This is a genomic window from Micromonospora sp. NPDC048839 (assembly GCF_040649915.1).
GTDB lineage: Bacteria > Actinomycetota > Actinomycetes > Mycobacteriales > Micromonosporaceae > Micromonospora.
Genome location: NZ_JBEZGL010000005.1, coordinates 302,305 through 322,150 on the forward strand (window position 1 = coordinate 302,305; position 19,846 = coordinate 322,150).

Sequence of the window (19,846 nt, forward strand, 5' to 3'; positions counted from 1 at the left end):
CGCGCGGAGCGCGGTTCCAGACGAGCGGAGAGGCCGCATCCGGGCCGATGCCCTCAGGCGTGCGGGCCGATGGTGACGGTGCCGATCGTCAGCGACGGCTTCCCTTCCAGGATCTCCCCGACCCGCTCGACCTCCTGCTCCAACGCCCGGCGGCGAGCGGCGCCGAGCGCCCGCAACGGCTCGACGGTGATGCGGATCGTGCGCCCGGAGCGGCGCTGGTGCCACACGCCGGCGACCGTCCCGTCCACGAGCAGCACCGGAAAGTTGCCGGCCTGCCCTCCGGCCAGCGCCCGCTCGGCAGCGGCCCCGGGAAAGAGCCGCTCACGGGGGTGGCAGCCGACCGCGTACGCGTCGAAGTAGGGCAGCAACCGCAACCCGGACGGCGGACCGTCCGGGAAGTCGGTGTCACCGGCGACCACCCACGCCCGCGTGCCGGCCACGGTGACCTCGGCCAGATCCAGCGACCGGAACACCCCGGTCGCCCACCGCTCGGTTGCCGACAGCCACTGGGCGAACTGGGCCGGAGTGGCCGGCCCGTACGCGTGCAGGTAGTGCCGGACCAGGTCGGCCAGCGCGGCCGGGCCGGGCATCGGCGTGAACCCGGGCAGCCAGCGGGCCGGGCTGGTGTAGGTGGTGGCGCGTCCCCGGGTCGGGCCGTGACACATCACGCCGCCCCGGGTGGCGGCCGACATCGCGGCCATCCACCTGGGCCACCTGTCCTGGAAGGCCTCCATGACCCGCTCGCCCGCCCAGCCACCCGTGCGGGCGACGATCTCCTCGGTCAGCTCGGCGCTTGTCAGCTCGGCCTCGGCCAACGCGTCGGCGATGGCCGCGAGGACCTGCTCGGTCTGCTCGGGAGTCAACAGCCCTCGGCTCTGCTCCCACGGCGGGGCGGGCATCGCGCTCAGCGCGCCGGTCCACATCGGCAGGTCCGCGGCGGCGAGCAGGTGCACCGTCCCGCGCGGACCACGGGTCTTGACCAGGGTGCGGTCCCCCCACACCGCCTGGCGCACCAGGGCACGAGTCGCGCCCGGGACGCGGAGCCCGACGGACAGCTCGGCGGCCGAGGCGACCTGGGCATGCGCACCGCACATCGTGGACACCACGTCGGCGACGCGGTCCACGTCCGGGTCGGCGTCCGGCGCGGACGCCGCCGGTGCCGAAAGCCCGTGTCGCGCCAGTCGCCGGGCGGACACCTGCGCCCAGCTCAGCTCGGTCACCGCGGGCCCCCGCGGACGTCGGCCGCACAGGAGGGCGGGACTTCGAGAGCGCGTCTGGTCATGCCTCCCACGCTACGACCGACGTACGTCACTTTCCGGCAGCCACCGTCGGCGTCGGACGACGGTCCGGGTTCCGGCCCAGAGATCGACGCCATCACCCGTCGTAGGCTGGTAGGGGCGACAGGCACCGAGAAAACCGACCAGACCGCCGCGAACGGGACGCACGGGAGGACGTACGCGTGACGCAGGGTGAGACGGAGCTGGTGGTGCTCGCGCAGGCCGGCGACGCGGCGGCGCTCGGTGTGCTGCTGGCCCGTCACGAGGCCGAGATGCGGGCCGTGGCGCTCAGCGTTCTCGGCTACGGGCCGGACGCCGAGGACGCGGTGCAGGACGCGATGGTGGTGGCGCTGCGGCGTATCGGCGACGTCCGCGACCCGGCCGCCGTCGGCCCGTGGTTGCGCGCCATCGTCCGCAACAACAGTCGGATGGCGCTTCGCAGCCCCAGAGCCGTCCCGGTCGCCGAGCCGGAGTGGTTCGCCGGCCCGGCCGACACACCCACCCCGGAGGAGGCACTGGACCGGGGCGCGATGCGCGACTGGGTGTGGCACGCCATCGGGCGGCTGTCCGAGCCGGACCGGCTGGTCACGCTCCTGCGCTACTTCAGCGACGCGTCCTCGTACGAGCAGATCGCGGCCGTGTGCGGGATCCCGGTCGGCACCGTCCGCAGCCGGCTCAGCCACGCCCGCCGTGCGCTCACCGGCGGCCTGCGCACGGCGGCGGACGCCGCGCACACCGACGTCGCCGCGGCGAGCGAGTCCCGGTGGCGGGAGGGTCGCGACATGATCGCCACGGCGATGGGCGGCGACTTCGACCGGGTCGTGCGCGAGAGCTGGTGGCCGCACGCCGAGATGCTCGTCCCGGGTGGCCCGCGCGGTGGCCGTGACCTGGCGGTCAACGGCATGAACCGCGATCTGACCGCCGGGGTACGCCAGCGGCTGCGCAACGTGGTGGCCAGCGGCGACGTGCTGATCTGGGAGACCGACCTGATCAGCCCACCGGACGACCCGGAGCACTGTCCGCCCGCGGCGCTGTGGTTGCAGGTGCTGCGCGAGGGGCGGGTGCGCCACCTCACCCTCTTCCACCCCGTGCCCGCGCTGCGCTGAAAAAGGTCTCCGACCGAGCGAACTTTCCCGTGGACCCACGCATCTGGTCCGTGTCATGCACCAGTCGCCGTGCCGGCACACGCCGCGCGGGTCTCGAATCGGGAGTTAGTTCATGGGTTCCACCAGCCACGACGTCAGCGCCCTCGCACCGGGCGCCCACACCTTCGCCGTCGACGGCGTCCGGCAGGTCTACCACGTCGCCGGCACCGGCCCGGTGTGCGTGGCGCACTCCGGCGGTCCCGGCATCGAGTGGGCGTACCTGCGGACGCCGAGCCTGGAAGAGCACTTCACGATGGTGTACGTCGAGCCGGTCGGGACCGGCGCCTCGGGGCGCCTCGACGACCCCGCCGACTACCGTCTCGACACGTATGTCCGGTTCCTCGATGCCGTCGTCCAGCACCTCGGCGCACCCCGGGTGTACCTCCTCGGGCACTCGCACGGCGGTTTCGTCGTCCAGCGGTACGCGCTCGCCCACCCGCACCGGGTCGCCGGTCTCGCCCTGTACGACACCTCGCCTGTCACCGGCGCCGAGTTCTGGGCCGAGGCGATGGCCGGGCTGGCCGCGTACCCGCAGCGGCACCCGGACCGGCCGGAGGCGGCGGCGGTCCCGGCGGCCTTCGGGCAGATCGGCGCCGCCACCGACGACGAGTCGTTGGCGACCGCCCTGCGCGCCGCCCTTCCGGTCTACTTCGCGGACTTCTGGGGCCGGCAGGACGAATTCGCCGCGTTCCAGGCCGCTGTCCGGATCTCGTTGGCCCCGGCGAGTGCGCAGGACCCGACGCCCTTCGACGTGCGGGAGAACCTGGCGGAGATCGCCGTGCCCGTCGTGGTGATCGTCGGCGCGTACGACTTCATCTGCCCCCCACGCCGCGCCGAGGAACTGCATGCGGGCCTCAAGGACTCGCGGCTGGTGCTGCTGGAGCAGAGCGGGCACTTCGCCCACATCGAGCAGCCGGCGGAGTTCACCGAGGCCGTGGTCGAGCTGCTCACGCGCTGAACCGGTGCGGCCGAGGCCGGTTCGTCACAGCGGGCAGGCCTCGGCGCTCGCCGGCGTTGCACGGTCATAGGCTGGGCACTTTGGTGCACCGTGACGAAGAGGAGACCGCCGTGAGCCAGACCGAGCGGATGGATTCCGTCGACGAGTGGAACGTGGCCGAGGACGACGGAGTCCTGGACGCCTCCGACACCCTCGACGACGACCGGGTCGGCGACCCCCTCGACACCGGCATCGTCGCCGCGGACCACTGGACCGCGGCCAACCGGTTCGGCACCACGCCGGCCGAGGAGCGGGCGGGCGAGTCCGTGGCGCAGCACCTCGCCCAGGAGGTGCCGGATGTCGACCCCTACGCCGAGGGCGGCGACGACGAGGACGAGCTGACCCGCCGGGGGTACGAGAGCGAGGCCCGCGCGGGCCGCCTCGTCGCCTACGACGAGGGCGTCCGGGAGGATGACGAGGCCGAGTCGGTGGCGTGGGACGCCGGCATCGACGCGGGCGGGGCAAGCGCCGAGGAGGCCGCGATCCACGTGGTCGACGACCCGGACGGACCCGGCGACGGCCCGTTGCGCTGACCCACTGCCGCGCCCGCCGCGCTCACCTCCGCAGGAGGTGCTGAGCGCGGCGGGCGCGTCGCTCAGTGGATGACGACGGGCGTCCGGACCTGCTCGCCCTGCGGGTCGTCGAGCTGCGCCGGCTGACGTCGGCGCGGCAGGAACGCCGCCGGAACGATCGTGAGCACGACAAGCGCGAACGCGACCCAGAACGTGGTGGCGAACGACTTGGCGGCGAAGTCGAGCCCGCGTTCGATGATCGACAGGTCCACCGGCATCTGCTGGAGCAGCTCCGGCCGCTGCTGGGAGGCGATGGCCAGCCCGGCCTCGGTGATCGGCTTGCCACTCTCGTCCACCAGGCCGGGGATCGGCCGGGATCCGTTCAGCTCGTTGGTGAGGATCACCGACATGACGGCGGCACCGACCGAGCCGCCGATCTGCTGGAGGATGTTGACAAGCGTCGAGCCGCGCGCCACGTCGTTTGCCGACAACGTCCGCAACGCCGACGTCATGATCGGCATCATCGTGCCGCCCATGCCCAGGCCCATCACGAACAGCGAGCCCTCGAGCAGCAGGTACGACGTCTGCGGGTCGACCTGGGTGAAGCCGAAGAACCCGACGACGATGAGCGCCAGCGCGAACGGGACGGTCCGCCCGATCGGCACCCGGTCGGCCAGAATGCCGGCGATCGGCATGGTGATCATCGCGCCGATGCCCTGCGGGGCCATCAGCAGACCGGCGGTCAGCGTCGTCTCGCCGCGCACCTGGAGGAAGTAGCTCGGGAACAGCAGGCCGGCGCCCATGAACGCGATGATGAACACGAACAGCGTCAGCGACGCGATGGTCAGGCTGCGGTTGCGGAACAGCCGCAGGTCGAGCAGCGGGTGCCGGGGCTTGAACGAGTAGAGCACGAACGCCACCACCAGCGCGCCGCCGACGAGCATCGGGGCCCAGACCTTGGTCGCGGCGAAGGTGCCCGCCTCCGGCAGCGACGACACGCCGTAGAGGAAGAGCGCCAGGCCCGGCGAGAGCATGAGCATGCCGACGAAGTCGAACGACTCGGACGGCTCCGGGGCGTCCTTCGGCAGCGCCATCTGCGCGTAGATCAGGCCGACGACGCCGATCGGCAGGTTGATCAGGAAGATCCAGTGCCAACTCGCGGTGTCGATCAGCCAGCCGCCGAGGATCGGGCCGCCGATCGGGCCGAGCAGCATCGGGATGCCCAGGACGGCCATCAGTCGGCCGATCCGGTGCGGCCCCGCCGCGCGGGTCATGATGGTCATGCCCAGCGGCATGAGCATGCCGCCGCCGAGGCCCTGGAGCACGCGGTAGCCGATCAGCTCGCCGATCGTGTCGGCCGTGGCGCAGAGCCCCGACCCGATGGTGAACAGGGCCAGCGCCACCATGTAGAGGCGCTTGGTGCCGAACCGGTCGGCCGCCCAGCCGCTGAGCGGGATCACGGTGGCGAGCGCGAGGGTGTAGGCGGTCATCGTCCACGCGACGCGGGCGTACGACGCGTCGAAGTCGCTCTGGAATCTGGGCAGCGCCACACTGACCACTGTCACGTCGAGGATCGACATGATCGCGCCGAGGACGACGACGCCTGCCACCTTGAGCACCGCGCCGTCGAGTTTGTCCGATGTCGCGACGGATTGCTGTGTCACTAACTCTCCTGAAGTCGATTGAGCGCCGAATGGTGGGTGGTGGCGACGTGCCGCGCCTGCGTCGGCGCGTGGCGCGACGTACCGGGGCGTCGACGCGCGCTGGCAGACTAACCGTCAGTTGTGACGGTTCGCCGCCGGGTTTCGTGACCACCTGGAGGGCGCAATCCGATCGGCCGTCCCATTTGGGCCGGACGTCGGGGTGTCGATCAGCGAGTAGCACCGCGAAATGGACGAGTAGTTCCTGACCCTGGCTGGGGCGGTGGGCGCAGTTGACGCTGGCGGTGACTGTCGATCACCTCACTGGGGGCGGGTGCAGTGGCGAGCCATATACCTCAGAGTCATATTCATGACTCTGAGGTATATGGCTCGACAGCACATCGACCTGGCGGGCAGCCAATGCGGATGGCCAGTGCCCTTCGATCGCCGTCGTCCTGGCCGCACGCTGCGGAACACCACGCCCCTGCGCGCCTGTTGCACCCGGTGTGCCGGCCACCGCCGGCACCACCAATCCGACCGCTGAAGGATGAGACACCGTGGACCGCGCCTCGCTCGCCAGTTTTCTGCGCACCCGCCGCGAGGCCCTTCAGCCCGAGGACGTCGGGTTGCCCCGGGGCCCACGTCGGCGCACCAGTGGGCTACGGCGCGAGGAAGTCGCCACGTTGAGCGGAATGTCCACCGACTACTACAGCCGGTTGGAACAGCAGCGGGGGCCGCACCCGTCGGAGCAGATGCTCGCCGCCCTGGCCCGTGGCCTGCGGCTCTCCCGGGCCGAACGGGACCACCTGTTCCAACTCGCCGGCCACGCCGTCCCCCACCGGACGGTACGGGCCGACCACGTCAACCCGGGAATGATGCGGATCCTCGACCGGATGCACGACACACCGGCCCAGGTGATGAACCACCTCGGCGAGACCCTTGCGCAGACCGCGCCGGCCATTGCCCTGCTCGGCGACGAGACCCGGCACACCGGGCTGGCCCGCAGCGCGCACCACCGCTGGTTCACCGACCCGACGGCACGGCGGCTGCACCCGGCGGAGGACCACCACACGCAGAGCCGCCTGCTGGTGGCGAGCCTGCACGCCTCGTACACCCGGGACGGCCGGGGGTCGCGGGCAGCGACCCTCGTCGAGGATCTGCTGGCCCGGAGCCCGGAGTTCGCCCAGCTCTGGCGGGAGCACCCGGTGCCGGCCAGCTACTGCCCGCCGAAGCGCTTCCTGCACCCGGAGGTCGGGGCGTTGGAGCTGCACTGTCAGACCCTGGTGGACCCCGACGCGTCCCAGACGTTGCTGGTCTTCACCGCCGTGCCCGGGTCGGAGAGCGACGAGAGACTGCGGCTGCTCACCGTCATCGGCGGACAGCTCGTCTGATCGCCGTCAGCCCTCGCCGGAGCGCTGGGTCCGGCGCCGGGTGTAGCGCGCCGGGCTGACGCCCAGGTGCCGTCGGAAGTGGCGGGTCAGGTGCGCCTGGTCGAAGAAGCCGGCCGCGACGGCGACCGCGGCGGGCCGCTGCCCGGCGAGGAGCAGGCGGCGCGCCAGCTCGATCCGACGACCGGTCAGGTACGAGTGGGGTGGTACCCCGTGCACGTGGGTGAACGTGCGGACCAGGTGGGTCGGGTGGGCGTGCAGGAGCTCGGCGGCTTCCCCGAGCGTGATGCCCTCGATGGTCCGGGAGTCCAGCAGCTCCCGCAGTCGGGCCGCGAGGCCACCCGCGGGCGGTGTGAGACTGACCGGGGTGCGCTTGTGAAGCTGCCCGCGCAGCCGGTCCAGGATGAGCGCGAGTCGACTCTCGGCCTCGAACTCGTCACCGGGTGCGGCGAGCACCCGGTGCAGGTGGTCGATCCGGTCGCGCAGCCGCGGGTCGGCCAGGTCCGGCTCGTCGACCGCCCGGCCGACCAGCTCGGCCCCGAGCGCCGAGGTGTCGAGGTACAGGACCCGCTTGCGGAAGCCGTTCGCGGTGGCGGAGCGGCCGTCGTGCGGCACGTACGGCGGCAGCAGGGTGACCGAGGTGCGCAGCGCGCCGTGCCGGTGTCGGTCGAGGTCGAAGCGGACCGCGCCGTCGTCGACGATCAGCAGCGTCCAGACGTCGTGGATGTGCCGGGGGTAGGCGTGGTCCACGAAATGGGCGTGGAAGACCTCGGCGACCCCGGCTACCGCAGGTCGCCACGCGCTGACGTGCGAGCCCGGCGGGCGGGTGGCCACGCTAAGAACGTACAAGACCGTTCGATGTCGCGGCGGGCAGGCTCGACGCATGAGCGAACCCATCCGATTCCCCACCAAGATCGCCGTGTTGCTGCGCAACGACCTGGCGAGCTGGCAGCGGCTCAACGTCACGGCCTTTCTGGTCAGTGGCATCGCGAACGCCGTGCCGGAGCTGCTGGGCGAGGAGTACCGCGACGCGGACGGGACCGCGTACCTGCCGATGTTCGGCCAGCCGGTGCTGGTCTTCGCCGGTGACCGGGCGACGCTTGTCGGCGCCCACTCGCGCGCCCTGGCCCGTGGGTTGCGGATGGCGGTCTTCACGTCGGAGTTGTTCGCCACCGGCAACGACCGGGACAACCGGGCCGCCGTGCAGGCCGTCGGCCGGGACAAGCTCGACCTGGTCGGCGTGGCGCTGCACGCTCCGCGCGCTGTGGTGGACAAGGTGCTCAAGGGTGCGTCCATGCACCCTTAGTGCGTGGGTCAAAGCCCCTGGCCGGCCTGCGGCGGGCCCAGCTCGACCGAGGACTTCGACACACGCCCCAACGGCATCCGGGGCGACGAAGGCATTGATATCGGTGCGTATGACTGTAATGATTAACACACTTTACAGTTGTTTCGCCGCCCCGGAAGGACCCCCACATGGCGCGACGATCGGCCGGGCCCCTGCCCCGCCGCCCCCGCATCAGACTGACCTCCGCGCTCGCCGCGGCCCTGCTCGCCGTACCGACCGGCCTGACGGTCGGCGCCGCACCCGCGATGGCGGCCGCGACGGGTGCCATCATCGGGTACGGCGGCAAGTGCGTCGACGTGGCCGCCGCGAACCCGGCCAACAACACAGCCGTCCAGCTCTACACCTGCAACGGCTCGACGGCGCAACAGTGGACGGTGGGCGACGACGGCACGATCCGGGCGCTCGGCAAGTGCCTCGACATCGCCGCCGCCAGCACCGCCAACGGCGCCCGGGTGCAGATCTACGACTGCAACGGCACCGGGGCTCAGCAGTGGTCGTCCAGCGCCGGGCAGGTGGTCAACCCCACCTCCGGCAAGTGCCTCGACGCGACCGGCCAGAGCGCCGCCGACGGCACCCCGCTGCAGATCTGGAGTTGCACCGGCACCGCCAACCAGATCTGGACCCTGCCCACCGGCGGTGGCACCACACCACCCCCGTCCGGTGGTTTCACGCACCCCGGCGTGCTGGTCAGCCGGGGGCAGCTCGACTTCGTCCGCGGTCGGGTGCAGGCCGGCGCGCAGCCGTGGGCATCGGCCTACAGCCAGATGATGGGCAGCCGGTACGCCTCGCTGTCGCGCACCCCGGCACCCCGCTCGGTGGTCGAGTGCGGCTCCTACTCCAACCCTAACAACGGCTGCACCGAGGAGCGGGAGGACGCGATCGCCGCGTACACCGACGCGCTCGCCTGGTACCTCACCGGCGACGCCCGGTACGCGCAGAAATCGATCCAGATCATGGACGCGTGGTCGGCCACGATCACCGCGCACACCGGCAGCAACGCCCCGCTGCAGACCGGCTGGGCGGCCTCGGTCTGGCCCCGGGCCGCCGAGATCATCAAGTACACGTACACGAGCTGGCCCAACGCCAACCGCTTCGCCACCATGCTGCGCAACGTCTACCTGCCGGTGGTGCGCAACGGCTCGAACAGCAACGGCAACTGGGAACTGACAATGATGGAGGCAGCGGTCGGCATCTCGGTCTTCCTGGACGATCGCAGCGCCTACGACGCGGCGGTCAGCCGCTTCCTCAACCGCACCCGGGCCTTCGTCTACCTGCCCAGCGACGGCGCACTGCCGTACACCACGCCCGGCAGCGGCCTGGACACCAGCTCGGAGATCATCGGCTACTGGCAGGGCCAGTCCACCTTCGTCGCCGGCCTCGCGCAGGAGACGTGCCGCGACTTCGTCCACACCGGCTACGGGATCTCCGCCATCTCGCACGTCGCGGAGACCTCCAGGATCCAGGGACGGGACCTGTACCCGCAGGTCGGTGAGCGGTTGCGCCAGGCGCTCGGCTTCCACTCCCGCTACCAGCTCGGCGAGGCGCCGCCCTCCTGGCTCTGCGGCGGCAGCCTCACCCGGGGCCTGGGGCCGATCACCGAGGTCGGCTTCAACGCGATGAGCACCCGGCTGGGCAACGTCATGACCAACACCCAGACGCTCACGCTGCAACAACGTCCGGCCGGCACCAACAACCTGTTCGTCGCGTGGGAGACGCTGACCCACGCCAACAACCCCAATTAAGGCCTGTTTCATAAGAACTGGCCGGCCTCCGGCGGGCCCGGACGACGACCGGCGGCGTTGCGCTTTCGCCCGGATACAACACCGGTATCCGAACGAAATCGCGCCTTGCCGGATCGCCGCCCGGACTCCGCCTCGGCTCGACCGCCCTTATGAAACAGGCCTTGGGGCCGCCGTGGGCCGGCACCAGGTTCCGGTGCCGGCCCACGGGGTGCTCAGTTGTCGGCGCCCAGCGCCACCACCGGGCTGACCCGCGACGCCCGACGGGCCGGCAGCACCCCGGCCAGCGCGGTCAGCGCGACGAGCACCACGAACAGCCCGGCCAGCGGTAGCAGCGGCGCGGTGAGCGGTGCCTCGATCCCGAGGGCCTGGACCGCCAACCAGGCGTACGGGATGCCGAGCACCAGGCCGATCGTCGCCCCGATCACCCCGTACAGGCCGGACTCGACGGTCAGCATCGTGCGCAGGCCGGTCCGGGACAGGCCGATCGCGCGGAGCAACCCGGACTCGCGGATCCGCTCCACCACCGACAGCGCGGTCGTGGAGCCCACGCCGACGACGGCGATCAGCACGGTCAGGCCGACCAGGCCCACCGCGATCCAGACCAGGGTGCGCACCAACGCGTCGTTGCGGTCCCGTTCGTCGGCGAGCACCGCGAGGCCCACGCCGTCGCTGCCCCCGATCGCCTGCCGCAGCGCCCGCACGCCGGCGGTGCGACCGTCCTCGCCGGCGCCGGCCGCGTCGGCCAGCAGACCCGTGTACGCGCCCGGCACGCCGATCCGGTCCAGGTCGGCCGGATCGGCGAGGATGCCCGCGTGCAGCGGGCCGTCACCGGGCAGGACCGCGGCCACCCGCACCTCGACCCGGCCCGTGTCGACGGCGAGCGTGACGGTGTCGCCGGCCCGCAGACCCGCGTCCCGGGCGACCCAACTGTTGAGCACGATCCGGCCGGGGCCACGATCGGCCAGGGTGCCCTGGGCCACGTCCAGGTCACCGGTGCTCGGCAGCGCCGCCAGGTCCAGGTCGCTGGTCGGGTAACCGGACTCGACGTCGCCGAGCTTGTCGGCCCCGCGCAGCAGCGTGGCGTCGCCGACCATCCGGTACGGCACCACCCGGGCCAGTGCGCCGCGCGCCGCCTCGGCCCGGGTCACCACGTCCGGCGGCAACGTCCCATCGTTGCCGGTGACCTCGAAGTCGGTCGGCGCCGACAGCGCCATCTCGCGGTCGGCGAGGATCTGCAACGACGCGCCGCCGATGACCACCCCGGAGATCAGGGTCACGCCCAGCGCCACCACGACGGAGACCGCGGCCGCGCGGCGCGGCGCCCCGCCGATCCCGCCGACCGACATCCGCCCGAGCGGCCCGAGCTGGCGCAGCGGCCAACCCACCACGGCCAGCACCGGGCGCACCAGCAGCGGGCCGAGGGCCACCAGCGCGAAGAACGCCAGCGCGCCGGACGCGACGAGCAGGAGCAGTGGCATCGACGGGTCGTAGTCCGACTGCTCCGGCTTCGGCAACCGGCTGATCGTGGCGACCGCCGCCAGGACCGCGCCGACGGCCAGGAGCAGCCCGAGGACCAGACGCGGGACCCCGATGCCGCGCCGGCCGGCGGTGACGCTCGCCGTCCGCAGCGCCTCCAGCGGGGAGACCCGGGCAGCCGAGAGCGCCGGTGCCAGCACGGCCAGCACGGTGATCACGACCGCGCCGATCACCACCGCGACCGCCGCCGCCAGGGGCAGGCCCGGTGAGGAGACCTGGTGGCCGGTGGCGCGCAGGATCGCCGGCAACGCGTACCCGAGGGTGAGGGCGCTGGCGACCCCGACGACCCCGGCGACCAGGCCGGTCAGGGCGCCCTCGGCGGTCAGCGCGCCGACCAGGGTGCCCCGACTCGCGCCGACGGCCCGCAGCAGCGCGAGCTGCCGCATCCGCTGGGCGAAGACGATGCGGAAGGTCGAGGTGACCACCAGTGCCGCCGCGACGACCGCGATGGAGACGAACATGCCGACCAGGATGAAGAGTTTCCCGACCTGTTCGGCCGCCGCGTTGGCCTCGGCGTCGCGCACCTCGGCGCCGGAGCGGATCGGCTGGCCGGCGACCGCCGCGCTCACCCGTTGGCGGACGTCCTCCGTCGAGGTGCCGGGACCGACCCGCACGTCGACGCGCTCCACCGCCGTCAGGCGCGCCCAACCGATCACGGCGCTGTCCGGGGCGTACGCGTCGTAGCCGGCGTCGGCGCCGACGTCCACCACGCCGGTCACGGTCAGGGGTGCGGGCGAGGTGAGTTCGCCGCCGGTACCGCTGGTGGTGGTGCCGACCGAGAGCCCGAGCCGCTCGGCGGTACGCGGGGTGATCGCGATCTCGCCGGGCTGGTCCGGATACCTGCCCTCGATCACCCGGACCGTGCTCAACGGGCCGTTCCCCGGATCGGACTGGAGGTTGAGGTACCCCGCGCCGATGGAGACCCCGGTCGCCACCCGGGGCACCGCCTCGGCCACCCCGGGCACGGCCCGGATCGTCCGCAGGTCCGTCACCGTGGGTGGCGGCACGTCCACGCTGCCGATCACCAGGTCGGTGACGGCCGGGGTGCCACTGAGGTTGTCCCGCACGGTCCGCTCGGTGATCTGCTGCACCAGCACGGTGCCGAAGACGACGAAGGAGGCGACCAGGATCGCCAGGCCGGTCAGGATCAGCCGGCCGGGCCGTCGGGCGGCGGCGGTCGTCTGCGTACGCAGCACTGTCGCCCTCATCGACGGGCCGCCAGATCACGCAGCGCGTCGGTGACCGACACCTGGTCCGGCTTGTCGATCTCGCCGGCCAGCCGCCCGTCGGCGAGCAGCACCACCCGGTCGGCGTACGCGGCGGCGATCGGGTCGTGGGTGACCATGACGACGGTCTGGCCGAGGTCACGTACCGAGTCGCGCAGGATGGTGAGCACCTCCGCGCCGGAGCGGGAGTCGAGGTTGCCGGTCGGCTCGTCGGCGAAGACCACCTCGGGCCGCGCCACCAGGGCGCGGGCCAACGCGACCCGCTGCTGCTGGCCGCCGGAGAGTTCGCTGGGCCGGTGGTTGAGCCGGTCACCGAGGCCCAGCACCCGCACCAGGTGCGCGAGGAGTTCGGCGTCGGGCTGTCGGCCGGCGAGGTCCAGCGGCAGGGTGATGTTCTGTGCCGCGGTGAGCTGCGGCAGCAGGTTGAAGGACTGGAACACGAAGCCGATCCGCTCCCGACGGACCCGGGTCAGCGTCCGGTCCGACTGGCGCGTCAGCTCCGTGCCGCCGAGCAGGACGCGGCCGGAGGTGGCCGTGTCGAGACCGGCGAGGCAGTGCATGAGCGTCGACTTGCCGGACCCGGACGAGCCCATGATGGCGGTGAACTCGGCCCGGCCGAAGCCGACCGAGACCCCGTCCAGGGCACGGACGGCGGTGTCGCCGCTGCCGTACACCTTCACCAGGTCGACCGCGGCGACCGCGGCGTGGCTGGTCTCCGGCGGGGCGTGGGTTGTCATTGTTCCTCCAGTGGCTGCGATGTGACCCGGGCAGCCAGTGGCTGCGATGTGACCCGGGCAGCCGGTGGCTGCGATGTGACCCGGGCAGCCGGTGGCTGCGATGTGGCCCGGAAAGCGTCGCCGCCACCGGCGGGTGGGCGCATCGGCCCGTGGCCGGGTATCGCCGGCGCCGGGTCTGTCTTTCGGCCGATCTGCGCGCGCCGCCCGCTGGCTACGCTGGGTCACCATGAGCACGCCGGATCTTCGACGTTTGTGGGTACGCCTGGCCCAGGCCGCCGGCCTGGTGGCCATGGGGCTGCTCGCCCTCTTCGACCTCCGGCGCGGCGCGCCCGAGAGCATGGCCGCTCTCCTGGTCCTCCTGGTGCGGATGGGGCTGGCGGTGGCGACGGTGCCGCTCTGGCTGCCGGTGCACCGGCTGGGTTCGCGGGTGGTGCCGCTGGCCGCGCTGGCGCTCGCCTTCGTCTCACTTGCCGTGACCGCGGCCGTCGTGCTCCTCGCCAACGGCATCTACCTGTTCGGCGGCAGCTGGGGGCTCGCCGAGTCGGCCGGGCTGATCGGGGTGGTCTTCGTGGTCGCCCGCTGGGGCGCGACCCGGCTCGCCCCGTGGGCGGCGGTGGCCGTCGGGCTGGCCGTCGCCGCGTTGCCACTGCGGTCCGGCACCGAGAACCTGCTGGTGATCTTCGGACTGCTCCAGGTGCTCGCCGCGGCCGGCGCCGCCGGGGTGGGGCTCTACCTGCGGATCATCGCGGCCGGTCGGGACCGGGCGATCGCGCTGGTACGGGCCGAGCAGCGCACGGAGTTCGCCCGTGACCTGCACGACTTCATCGCCCACCACGTGACCGGCATCGTGGTGCAGGCGCAGGGTGCCCGGTTCGTCGCCGAGCAGGACCCGGGTCGGGTGATCGTCGCGCTGGAGCAGATCGAGCGGGCCGGCACGGAGACGATGGCCTCGATGCGCCGGATGGTGGGGATCCTGCGGAACCCGGACACCCCTCCGGACGCGCCGTTGGCCCCCCTCGCCGGCGTGGCCGACCTGCCGCCGCTGCTGGCCGGGTTCAACGGCACGGCGAGCGCCCCGGCACGCCTGCACGTCGACGGCGACCTGGACGGACTGCCGGTGGAGGTCTCGACCTCGGCGTACCGGGTGGTGATGGAGGGGCTGACAAACACCCGCCAGCACGCCCCGGACGCCCGTTCCGTCGACGTCGCCGTGCGTCGTACCCCGGACTGGTTGCTCGTCCGGGTCGCCGACGACGGTGCGGCCGGGCGGACCGCGCCCGCCCGGGGGCACGGCTTCGGCCTGATCGGCCTCACCGAGCGGGTACGCGCCCTCGGCGGCACGATCACCGCCGGACCCGGCGTCGCCGGCGGCTGGGTGCTCGACGCGGCGTTCCCGCTGCGGGCGGCGGTGGGACGATGATCCGGGTGTTGATCGCCGACGACCAGGCGATGGTCCGGACCGGCTTCGGCATGATCATCGGCGCGCAGTCGGACATGGAGGTGGTCGGCGAGGCCACCGACGGGGTGGTCGCCGTGGAGTTGGCCCGACGGCTGCGCCCGGACGTGGTGCTGCTGGACATCCGGATGCCCCGCCTCGACGGGCTCGAAGCACTGCGGCTGATCGCCGGGCCGGGCGTCGCCGACCCGATCCGTGTGGTCGTGGTGACGACCTTCGACCTCGACGATTACGTGCACACCGCGCTCTCCAACGGCGCGTGCGGATTCCTGCTCAAGGACTCCGGCCCGACGTTGCTGGTGGAGGCGGTCCGCGCGGCCGTGTCTGGCGACGCGCTGATCAGCCCCTCCATCACGGTACGGCTGCTGGAACACCTCAGCTCGCCCGCCCCGGCACGCGGCGACACCGGGCTGTCACCACGGGAACTCGACGTCGTGAAGCTCGTCGCCCGGGGCCTGACAAACGCCGAGATCGCCGCCGGGCTCTTCATCGCCGTCGGCACTGTCAAGACCCACCTGGCCAGCGTGCAGATGAAGCTCAAGGCCCGCAACCGGGTGGAGATCGCCGCGTGGGCGTGGGAACGCCGCCTCGTCGGCTGAGGGGGACAGCGACGCGACCGCCACTGGCCTACCATCGTCATCAGTCGATGACTGGTCCGCTGCGGTCACCCGAATGCGAGGCGATCAACCATGCGCGATCATCCCTGGCGCGGCGTCCGGTCCAGGGCAGCCGCACTGGCCGCCTGCACGCTCACGGCGGTCCTGGTGGCGACGGGCGCGACCCCGGCCCTCGCGGCTGCCGCCGACACCGAGCCTCCCACCACCCCAGGCCCGATCACCGTCGCCGCCATCGACGCCACCTGGGTCGAGCTGACCTGGGCTGCCTCGACCGACAACGTGGGGGTGGTCAGTTACCCGGTCTCCGCGCAGTTCGAGGACAACGGCAGGACCTGGTCGACCGACACCAACAGCATTCGGCTCACCGACCTGCAGCCGTCACGCACGTACACCTTCTTCGTGAGGGCGCTGGACGCGGCCGGCAACAGCTCACCGTCGACCGGGCCCCTGCGGTTCACCATGTCACCGGGAGACGACCAACCGCCGGGCGCGCCGGGTCAACCGGTGGCGCTCGACGTCACCGCCACCGGGGTTCGGCTGCGCTGGGCGCACTCGGTGGAGAACGGGGCGGTCGAACGGTACGAGGTGTTCCGGGTGGACGCCGGCGGCGCTCTCACCCTGGTCCGCGATGTCTCCCAGTACCCGCCCGTCAACAGTGCCCAGATCAGCGGGTTGACGGCGAACACCACGTACACGTTCGTGGTGCGGGCTCGCGACGAGGTCGGACTCCTGTCCCCGCTGTCCGCACCGGTCACCGTGACCACCCTGCCACCGCCGCCGAGTTGCTCGGTCCGGTCCGACGTGCGGCAGTGGTCGGACGGGTTCGTGGCGCACCTCGCCGTCAAGAACACCGGCACCACTGCGATCAACGGGTGGACGATGACGTGGCGGTTCTGGGCCAGCCAGCAGGTCCACGGCATCTGGGGCGCGAAGTTCGTCGACCGCCCCAACTACGGCCTCCTGCGGGTGGGCAACACCGGTCGCAACGCGGTGATCCCGCCGGGCGGCACGGTGTCGCTGGGGCTCGTCGCCTCCGGCACGCAACTGCCGCAGGAGATCACGCTCAACGGTGGCCTCTGCGTGGTGGCAGACGAATAACGCTCGGCTCCGGGGTCTGGCGCCAGTCGCGACATCTTGCGACGCTAGCGGTTGTGTATGACTACGACCTGTTGGTGCTGGGCTCCGGACCCAGCGGTCAGAAGGCCGCGATCGCTGCCGCCAAGCTCGGCAGGCGCGTCGGCATCGTCGACCGCCGCGACATGATCGGCGGGGTGTGCATCAACACCGGCACGGTCCCCTCCAAGACGCTGCGCGAGGCCGTCCTCTACCTGACCGGGCTGAGCCAGCGAGACCTCTACGGCAGCAACTACCGGGTCAAGGAAGAGATCACGGTCAGCGACCTGGCGGCCCGGACCCAACACGTGATCACCCGGCAGACCGACGTCATCCTCAATCAACTGGCCCGCAACCGGGTCGCGCTGATCACCGGCACCGGGCGCTTCGCGGACGCGCACTCGATCTGGGTCGACAGCGACTCCGGCCGCGAGTCGAAGGTGACCTTCGACAAAATCATCATCGCGGCGGGCACCCGCCCGGCCCGCCCGGACAGCGTCGACTTCGACGACCGCACGATCGTGGACTCCGACGGCGTCATCAACCTGCAGGCCGTCCCGCGCAGCATGGTCGTGGTCGGCGCCGGCGTGATCGGCATGGAGTACGCGTCGATGTTCGCCGCGCTCGGCACCAAGGTGACCGTGGTGGAGCGCCGCGAAAGGATGCTCGACTTCTGCGACGACGAGGTGATCGAGTCGCTCAAATACCATCTGCGCGACCTGTCCGTGGCGTTCCGCTTCGGCGAGGAGGTCGCCGCCGTGGAGAAGCACCAGACCGCCGCGCTGTGCATCCTCAAGAGCGGCAAGAAGATCGTCGCGGACACGGTCATGTACTCGGCCGGTCGGCAGGGTCAGACCGACGACCTGGCCCTGGAGGCGGCCGGGTTGGAGGCGGACCGACGCGGCCGGATCAAGGTGGACGCCAACTACCGCACGTCGGTGGACAACATCTACGCCGTCGGCGACGTGATCGGCTTTCCCGCGCTCGCGTCGACCTCGATGGAGCAGGGCCGGCTGGCGGCACAGCACGCCTGCGGCGAACCGATCCGGGAGATGCACGGCCTGCAACCGATCGGCATCTACACCATCCCGGAGATCAGCTTCGTCGGGCAGACCGAGGCGCAGCTCACCGACACCTCGACTCCGTTCGAGGTCGGCATAGCGCGTTACCGGGAACTGGCCCGAGGTCAGATCGTCGGTGACTCGTACGGCATGCTCAAGCTGCTCGTCTCCCCCGAGGACGGCCGGCTGCTCGGGGTGCACGTGTTCGGCACCGCCGCCACCGAGATCGTCCACATCGGGCAGGCGGTGATGGGCTGCGGTGGCACGATCGACTACCTCATCGACGCGGTGTTCAACTATCCGACGCTGGCCGAGGCGTACAAGGTGGCCGCCCTGGACGCGTCCAACAAGATCCGCAACATCACCCGCATCGACGGCTGAGCCGTTCAGCCTGGCATCGGGGCGTACTCCGCGACCAGATACGTTCGGTAGGTGATCACCGCGGGGATCGTCACGTTCAACCTGCCCGCCGTCGTGGTCAGCACCTCCTCGTAGCCGAGCAGCACGCCCGAGTCGGGATCGATGATGATCGTGTACTGGGCGGGCAGCCCATGGACGCTGGAGGTGATCGAGTACGCCTCACCGGCGCGGCCGGCCCGGTCGGTGACGGTCCCGGTCACGGTGATGCCCGGGAGGTCGGCCAGCAGCCGCAGCGTCGTGGCCCGCTGCGCCGGGTTCAGCAGCCGCACCCCGGCCAGCTGGGCGACGTCCTCCAGATACTGCACCGGCTCCCCGGGTGGGCTGCCCGCGTCCAACCACCCGCGCAGCGTCGCGACGTCCGTCGGCACCGCGCCCGGCCAGCCCGGGGTGAACTCACCAGCGGCGTAGTCGGTCGTCTCCCGTGACGAGTCGACCCGGCCGCCCCGCCGCTGCCACTCCTTCCGGTCGGCATCGGAGCGGAAGACCGGCGGCAGCTCCTTCCTCACCATCCGGCCGGCGTCGTCGTCGGTGCGCCACGACCGCCACTGCTGCGGTACGACGGCGGACGTCGTCCGGCCGCCGGAGATCGAGGAGTTGAGGAACCAGTTCGCCGACTCCAGGTGCTCCACCGTGCCCGCCGGCCTCGGTGGCGCCGGCTGTGCGACCGCCACCTCGGCCAGGCGGCGCAGCCGGACGTCGGCCCGTTCCGTGGTCAACGCCGGGCCGTAGGTCAGCATCGCCGGGGTGACCGCCCACACCGGCTGCGGCTCCCGCACCGTCTCAAGCGTGACGACCCCGGCTGCCAACGCCAGCGCCGCCGCGCCGGCCGCCAGCACGAAACGGCGTCGCGGGCGGACACGACGACCGGCAGACGGCGCACGATCCGTGGCGAGGATTCGGGCGAGGTCCGCGGCCGGACGCCGCTCGTCGGCGGGAACAAGCTCGCGCGCCGGGTCGAGGTCGCCCAACAATCGGCGTACGTCATCGAGGGTCTTCATCTCACCCACCCACGTTCATCGACGGCGTCTCGGCCGATGGTTGGCTCGTCCCGTCAGCTGTCACATCCAACCGTGCCCGCAGCCGACGGCGGGCACGCATCAACCGCATCGCGAACGTCGCTCTCGTGCATCCGAGCACCACCGCCGCCTCGGTCGGGGTCAGCCGCTCCCAGGCCACCAACCGCAGGATCTCCTGGTCAGCATCGGAAACCTGAGCGAAGGCGGTCACGACGTCCCGCTGGCTGATCACCTCGTCGGCGTGGTCGTCCTCCACCGACCGACCCGGCTCGGCCGCGACCCGCAGCGTCAACTCCCGCCACCGCTGTCGCCCCCTCGCCTCGTTCGCCAACACCAGCCGGGCCACGCCGTAGAGCCACGGCAGCACCGAGGCGGGCGGCACGTCGGCCAGGCGACGCCACGCCACCAGGAACACCTCGGCGACCACGTCACTGACGTCGGACCCGATGACCCGACGCGCCACGTACCGCCACACGTCGTCGTGATGACGCCTGTACAACTCGGTGAACCGCTCCTCCACCACGTCCACAGCACCCCCTATCGGGCTTATGTCCGGGACCAGCCAGGACATCACACCTGATCAAGGCGGCCGTGCGGGTTGGGCGCGACAAAACGCCG

Annotated in this window: 17 protein-coding genes; 10 read left to right on the forward strand and 7 right to left on the reverse strand. The window is 71.9% G+C overall.

Annotated features, from left to right (window positions below):
• Positions 1–53: 53 nt before the first annotated feature.
• Positions 54–1,220 (reverse strand): winged helix DNA-binding domain-containing protein, encoded by a 1,167-nt coding sequence (locus tag AB0C25_RS12630; protein ID WP_357372508.1) that lies wholly within the window; start codon positions 1,218–1,220, stop codon positions 54–56.
• 239 nt (positions 1,221–1,459) lie between these two features.
• Here AB0C25_RS12630 and AB0C25_RS12635 point away from each other — a divergent pair, with 239 nt between their 5' ends.
• The 3 genes from AB0C25_RS12635 (at position 1,460) to AB0C25_RS12645 (ending at position 3,952) form a co-directional block, all read left to right on the forward strand.
• Positions 1,460–2,383, forward strand: a complete 924-nt coding sequence (locus tag AB0C25_RS12635) for a sigma-70 family RNA polymerase sigma factor (RefSeq protein ID WP_357372510.1) — start codon at positions 1,460–1,462, stop codon at positions 2,381–2,383.
• Positions 2,384–2,495: 112 nt separating this feature from the next.
• Positions 2,496–3,380, forward strand: coding sequence for an alpha/beta hydrolase (locus AB0C25_RS12640; protein ID WP_357372512.1), 885 nt, complete (start codon positions 2,496–2,498; stop codon positions 3,378–3,380).
• A 110-nt stretch (positions 3,381–3,490) separates the two neighbouring features.
• Entirely contained in the window at positions 3,491–3,952 is a 462-nt protein-coding gene (locus AB0C25_RS12645) for a DUF5709 domain-containing protein (RefSeq protein WP_357372514.1), read from the forward strand.
• 62 nt (positions 3,953–4,014) lie between these two features.
• On the opposite strand, the gene AB0C25_RS12650 is transcribed toward AB0C25_RS12645, so the two are convergent.
• Complete coding sequence (locus AB0C25_RS12650; protein WP_357372516.1) at positions 4,015–5,595, reverse strand: DHA2 family efflux MFS transporter permease subunit; 1,581 nt, start codon at positions 5,593–5,595, stop codon at positions 4,015–4,017.
• 533 nt (positions 5,596–6,128) lie between these two features.
• Here AB0C25_RS12650 and AB0C25_RS12655 point away from each other — a divergent pair.
• Positions 6,129–6,962: a helix-turn-helix transcriptional regulator gene (locus tag AB0C25_RS12655; protein ID WP_357372518.1), complete on the forward strand. Its 834-nt coding sequence runs from the start codon at positions 6,129–6,131 to the stop codon at positions 6,960–6,962.
• Positions 6,963–6,968: 6 nt separating this feature from the next.
• Here the strand turns inward: AB0C25_RS12655 and AB0C25_RS12660 are convergent, their stop codons facing one another.
• Complete coding sequence (locus AB0C25_RS12660; RefSeq protein ID WP_357372521.1) at positions 6,969–7,793, reverse strand: AraC family transcriptional regulator; 825 nt, start codon at positions 7,791–7,793, stop codon at positions 6,969–6,971.
• 49 nt (positions 7,794–7,842) lie between these two features.
• Between AB0C25_RS12660 and AB0C25_RS12665 the strand changes: the two genes are divergently transcribed.
• Together AB0C25_RS12665 and AB0C25_RS12670 are read left to right on the forward strand one after the other, a co-directional pair.
• Entirely contained in the window at positions 7,843–8,265 is a 423-nt protein-coding gene (locus tag AB0C25_RS12665) for a DUF2000 domain-containing protein (RefSeq protein WP_357372523.1), read from the forward strand.
• A gap of 167 nt (positions 8,266–8,432) precedes the next feature.
• Entirely contained in the window at positions 8,433–10,046 is a 1,614-nt protein-coding gene (locus AB0C25_RS12670) for a ricin-type beta-trefoil lectin domain protein (RefSeq protein WP_357372525.1), read from the forward strand.
• A gap of 212 nt (positions 10,047–10,258) precedes the next feature.
• Here AB0C25_RS12670 and AB0C25_RS12675 read toward each other — a convergent pair whose 3' ends face one another.
• Together AB0C25_RS12675 and AB0C25_RS12680 are read right to left on the reverse strand one after the other, a co-directional pair.
• Positions 10,259–12,790, reverse strand: a complete 2,532-nt coding sequence (locus AB0C25_RS12675; protein ID WP_357372527.1) for an ABC transporter permease — start codon at positions 12,788–12,790, stop codon at positions 10,259–10,261.
• On the reverse strand, positions 12,787–13,545 hold the full coding sequence (locus AB0C25_RS12680) for an ABC transporter ATP-binding protein (protein WP_357372529.1): 759 nt from the start codon (positions 13,543–13,545) through the stop codon (positions 12,787–12,789). The genes AB0C25_RS12675 and AB0C25_RS12680 overlap by 4 nt, the downstream gene beginning before the upstream one ends.
• Before the next feature lie 226 nt (positions 13,546–13,771).
• Here AB0C25_RS12680 and AB0C25_RS12685 point away from each other — a divergent pair, with 226 nt between their 5' ends.
• The 4 genes from AB0C25_RS12685 (at position 13,772) to sthA (ending at position 18,173) form a co-directional block, all read left to right on the forward strand.
• Complete coding sequence (locus AB0C25_RS12685) at positions 13,772–14,965, forward strand: histidine kinase (RefSeq protein ID WP_357372531.1); 1,194 nt, start codon at positions 13,772–13,774, stop codon at positions 14,963–14,965.
• The gene (locus AB0C25_RS12690; RefSeq protein WP_357372533.1) at positions 14,962–15,600 is read left to right on the forward strand and encodes a response regulator transcription factor; all 639 of its coding nucleotides are present in this window, start codon (positions 14,962–14,964) and stop codon (positions 15,598–15,600) included. The genes AB0C25_RS12685 and AB0C25_RS12690 overlap by 4 nt, the downstream gene beginning before the upstream one ends.
• A gap of 90 nt (positions 15,601–15,690) precedes the next feature.
• A complete protein-coding gene (locus AB0C25_RS12695; protein WP_357372535.1) occupies positions 15,691–16,716 on the forward strand; it encodes a fibronectin type III domain-containing protein in 1,026 nt (341 codons plus the stop codon).
• Positions 16,717–16,769: 53 nt separating this feature from the next.
• Positions 16,770–18,173 carry a Si-specific NAD(P)(+) transhydrogenase gene (gene sthA / locus AB0C25_RS12700; RefSeq protein ID WP_357372537.1) on the forward strand — a complete coding sequence of 468 codons (1,404 nt, stop codon included), beginning with the start codon at positions 16,770–16,772 and terminating at the stop codon, positions 18,171–18,173.
• A gap of 5 nt (positions 18,174–18,178) precedes the next feature.
• Here sthA and AB0C25_RS12705 read toward each other — a convergent pair whose 3' ends face one another.
• Complete coding sequence (locus tag AB0C25_RS12705) at positions 18,179–19,210, reverse strand: CU044_5270 family protein (protein ID WP_357372539.1); 1,032 nt, start codon at positions 19,208–19,210, stop codon at positions 18,179–18,181.
• 1 nt (position 19,211) lies between these two features.
• A complete protein-coding gene (locus AB0C25_RS12710) occupies positions 19,212–19,757 on the reverse strand; it encodes a sigma-70 family RNA polymerase sigma factor (RefSeq protein ID WP_357372541.1) in 546 nt (181 codons plus the stop codon).
• Positions 19,758–19,846: the final 89 nt, after the last annotated feature.

Coding starts and splice junctions, on each gene's coding strand:
- AB0C25_RS12640 (WP_357372512.1), top strand. CDS start 2,496: ATGGGTTCCACCAGCCACGACGTCAGCGCCCTCGCACCGGGCGCCCAC.
- AB0C25_RS12665 (WP_357372523.1), top strand. CDS start 7,843: ATGAGCGAACCCATCCGATTCCCCACCAAGATCGCCGTGTTGCTGCGC.
- AB0C25_RS12670 (WP_357372525.1), top strand. CDS start 8,433: ATGGCGCGACGATCGGCCGGGCCCCTGCCCCGCCGCCCCCGCATCAGA.
- AB0C25_RS12675 (WP_357372527.1), bottom strand. CDS start 12,790: ATGAGGGCGACAGTGCTGCGTACGCAGACGACCGCCGCCGCCCGACGG.
- AB0C25_RS12680 (WP_357372529.1), bottom strand. CDS start 13,545: ATGACAACCCACGCCCCGCCGGAGACCAGCCACGCCGCGGTCGCCGCG.
- AB0C25_RS12685 (WP_357372531.1), top strand. CDS start 13,772: ATGAGCACGCCGGATCTTCGACGTTTGTGGGTACGCCTGGCCCAGGCC.
- AB0C25_RS12690 (WP_357372533.1), top strand. CDS start 14,962: ATGATCCGGGTGTTGATCGCCGACGACCAGGCGATGGTCCGGACCGGC.
- AB0C25_RS12695 (WP_357372535.1), top strand. CDS start 15,691: ATGCGCGATCATCCCTGGCGCGGCGTCCGGTCCAGGGCAGCCGCACTG.
- AB0C25_RS12705 (WP_357372539.1), bottom strand. CDS start 19,210: ATGAAGACCCTCGATGACGTACGCCGATTGTTGGGCGACCTCGACCCG.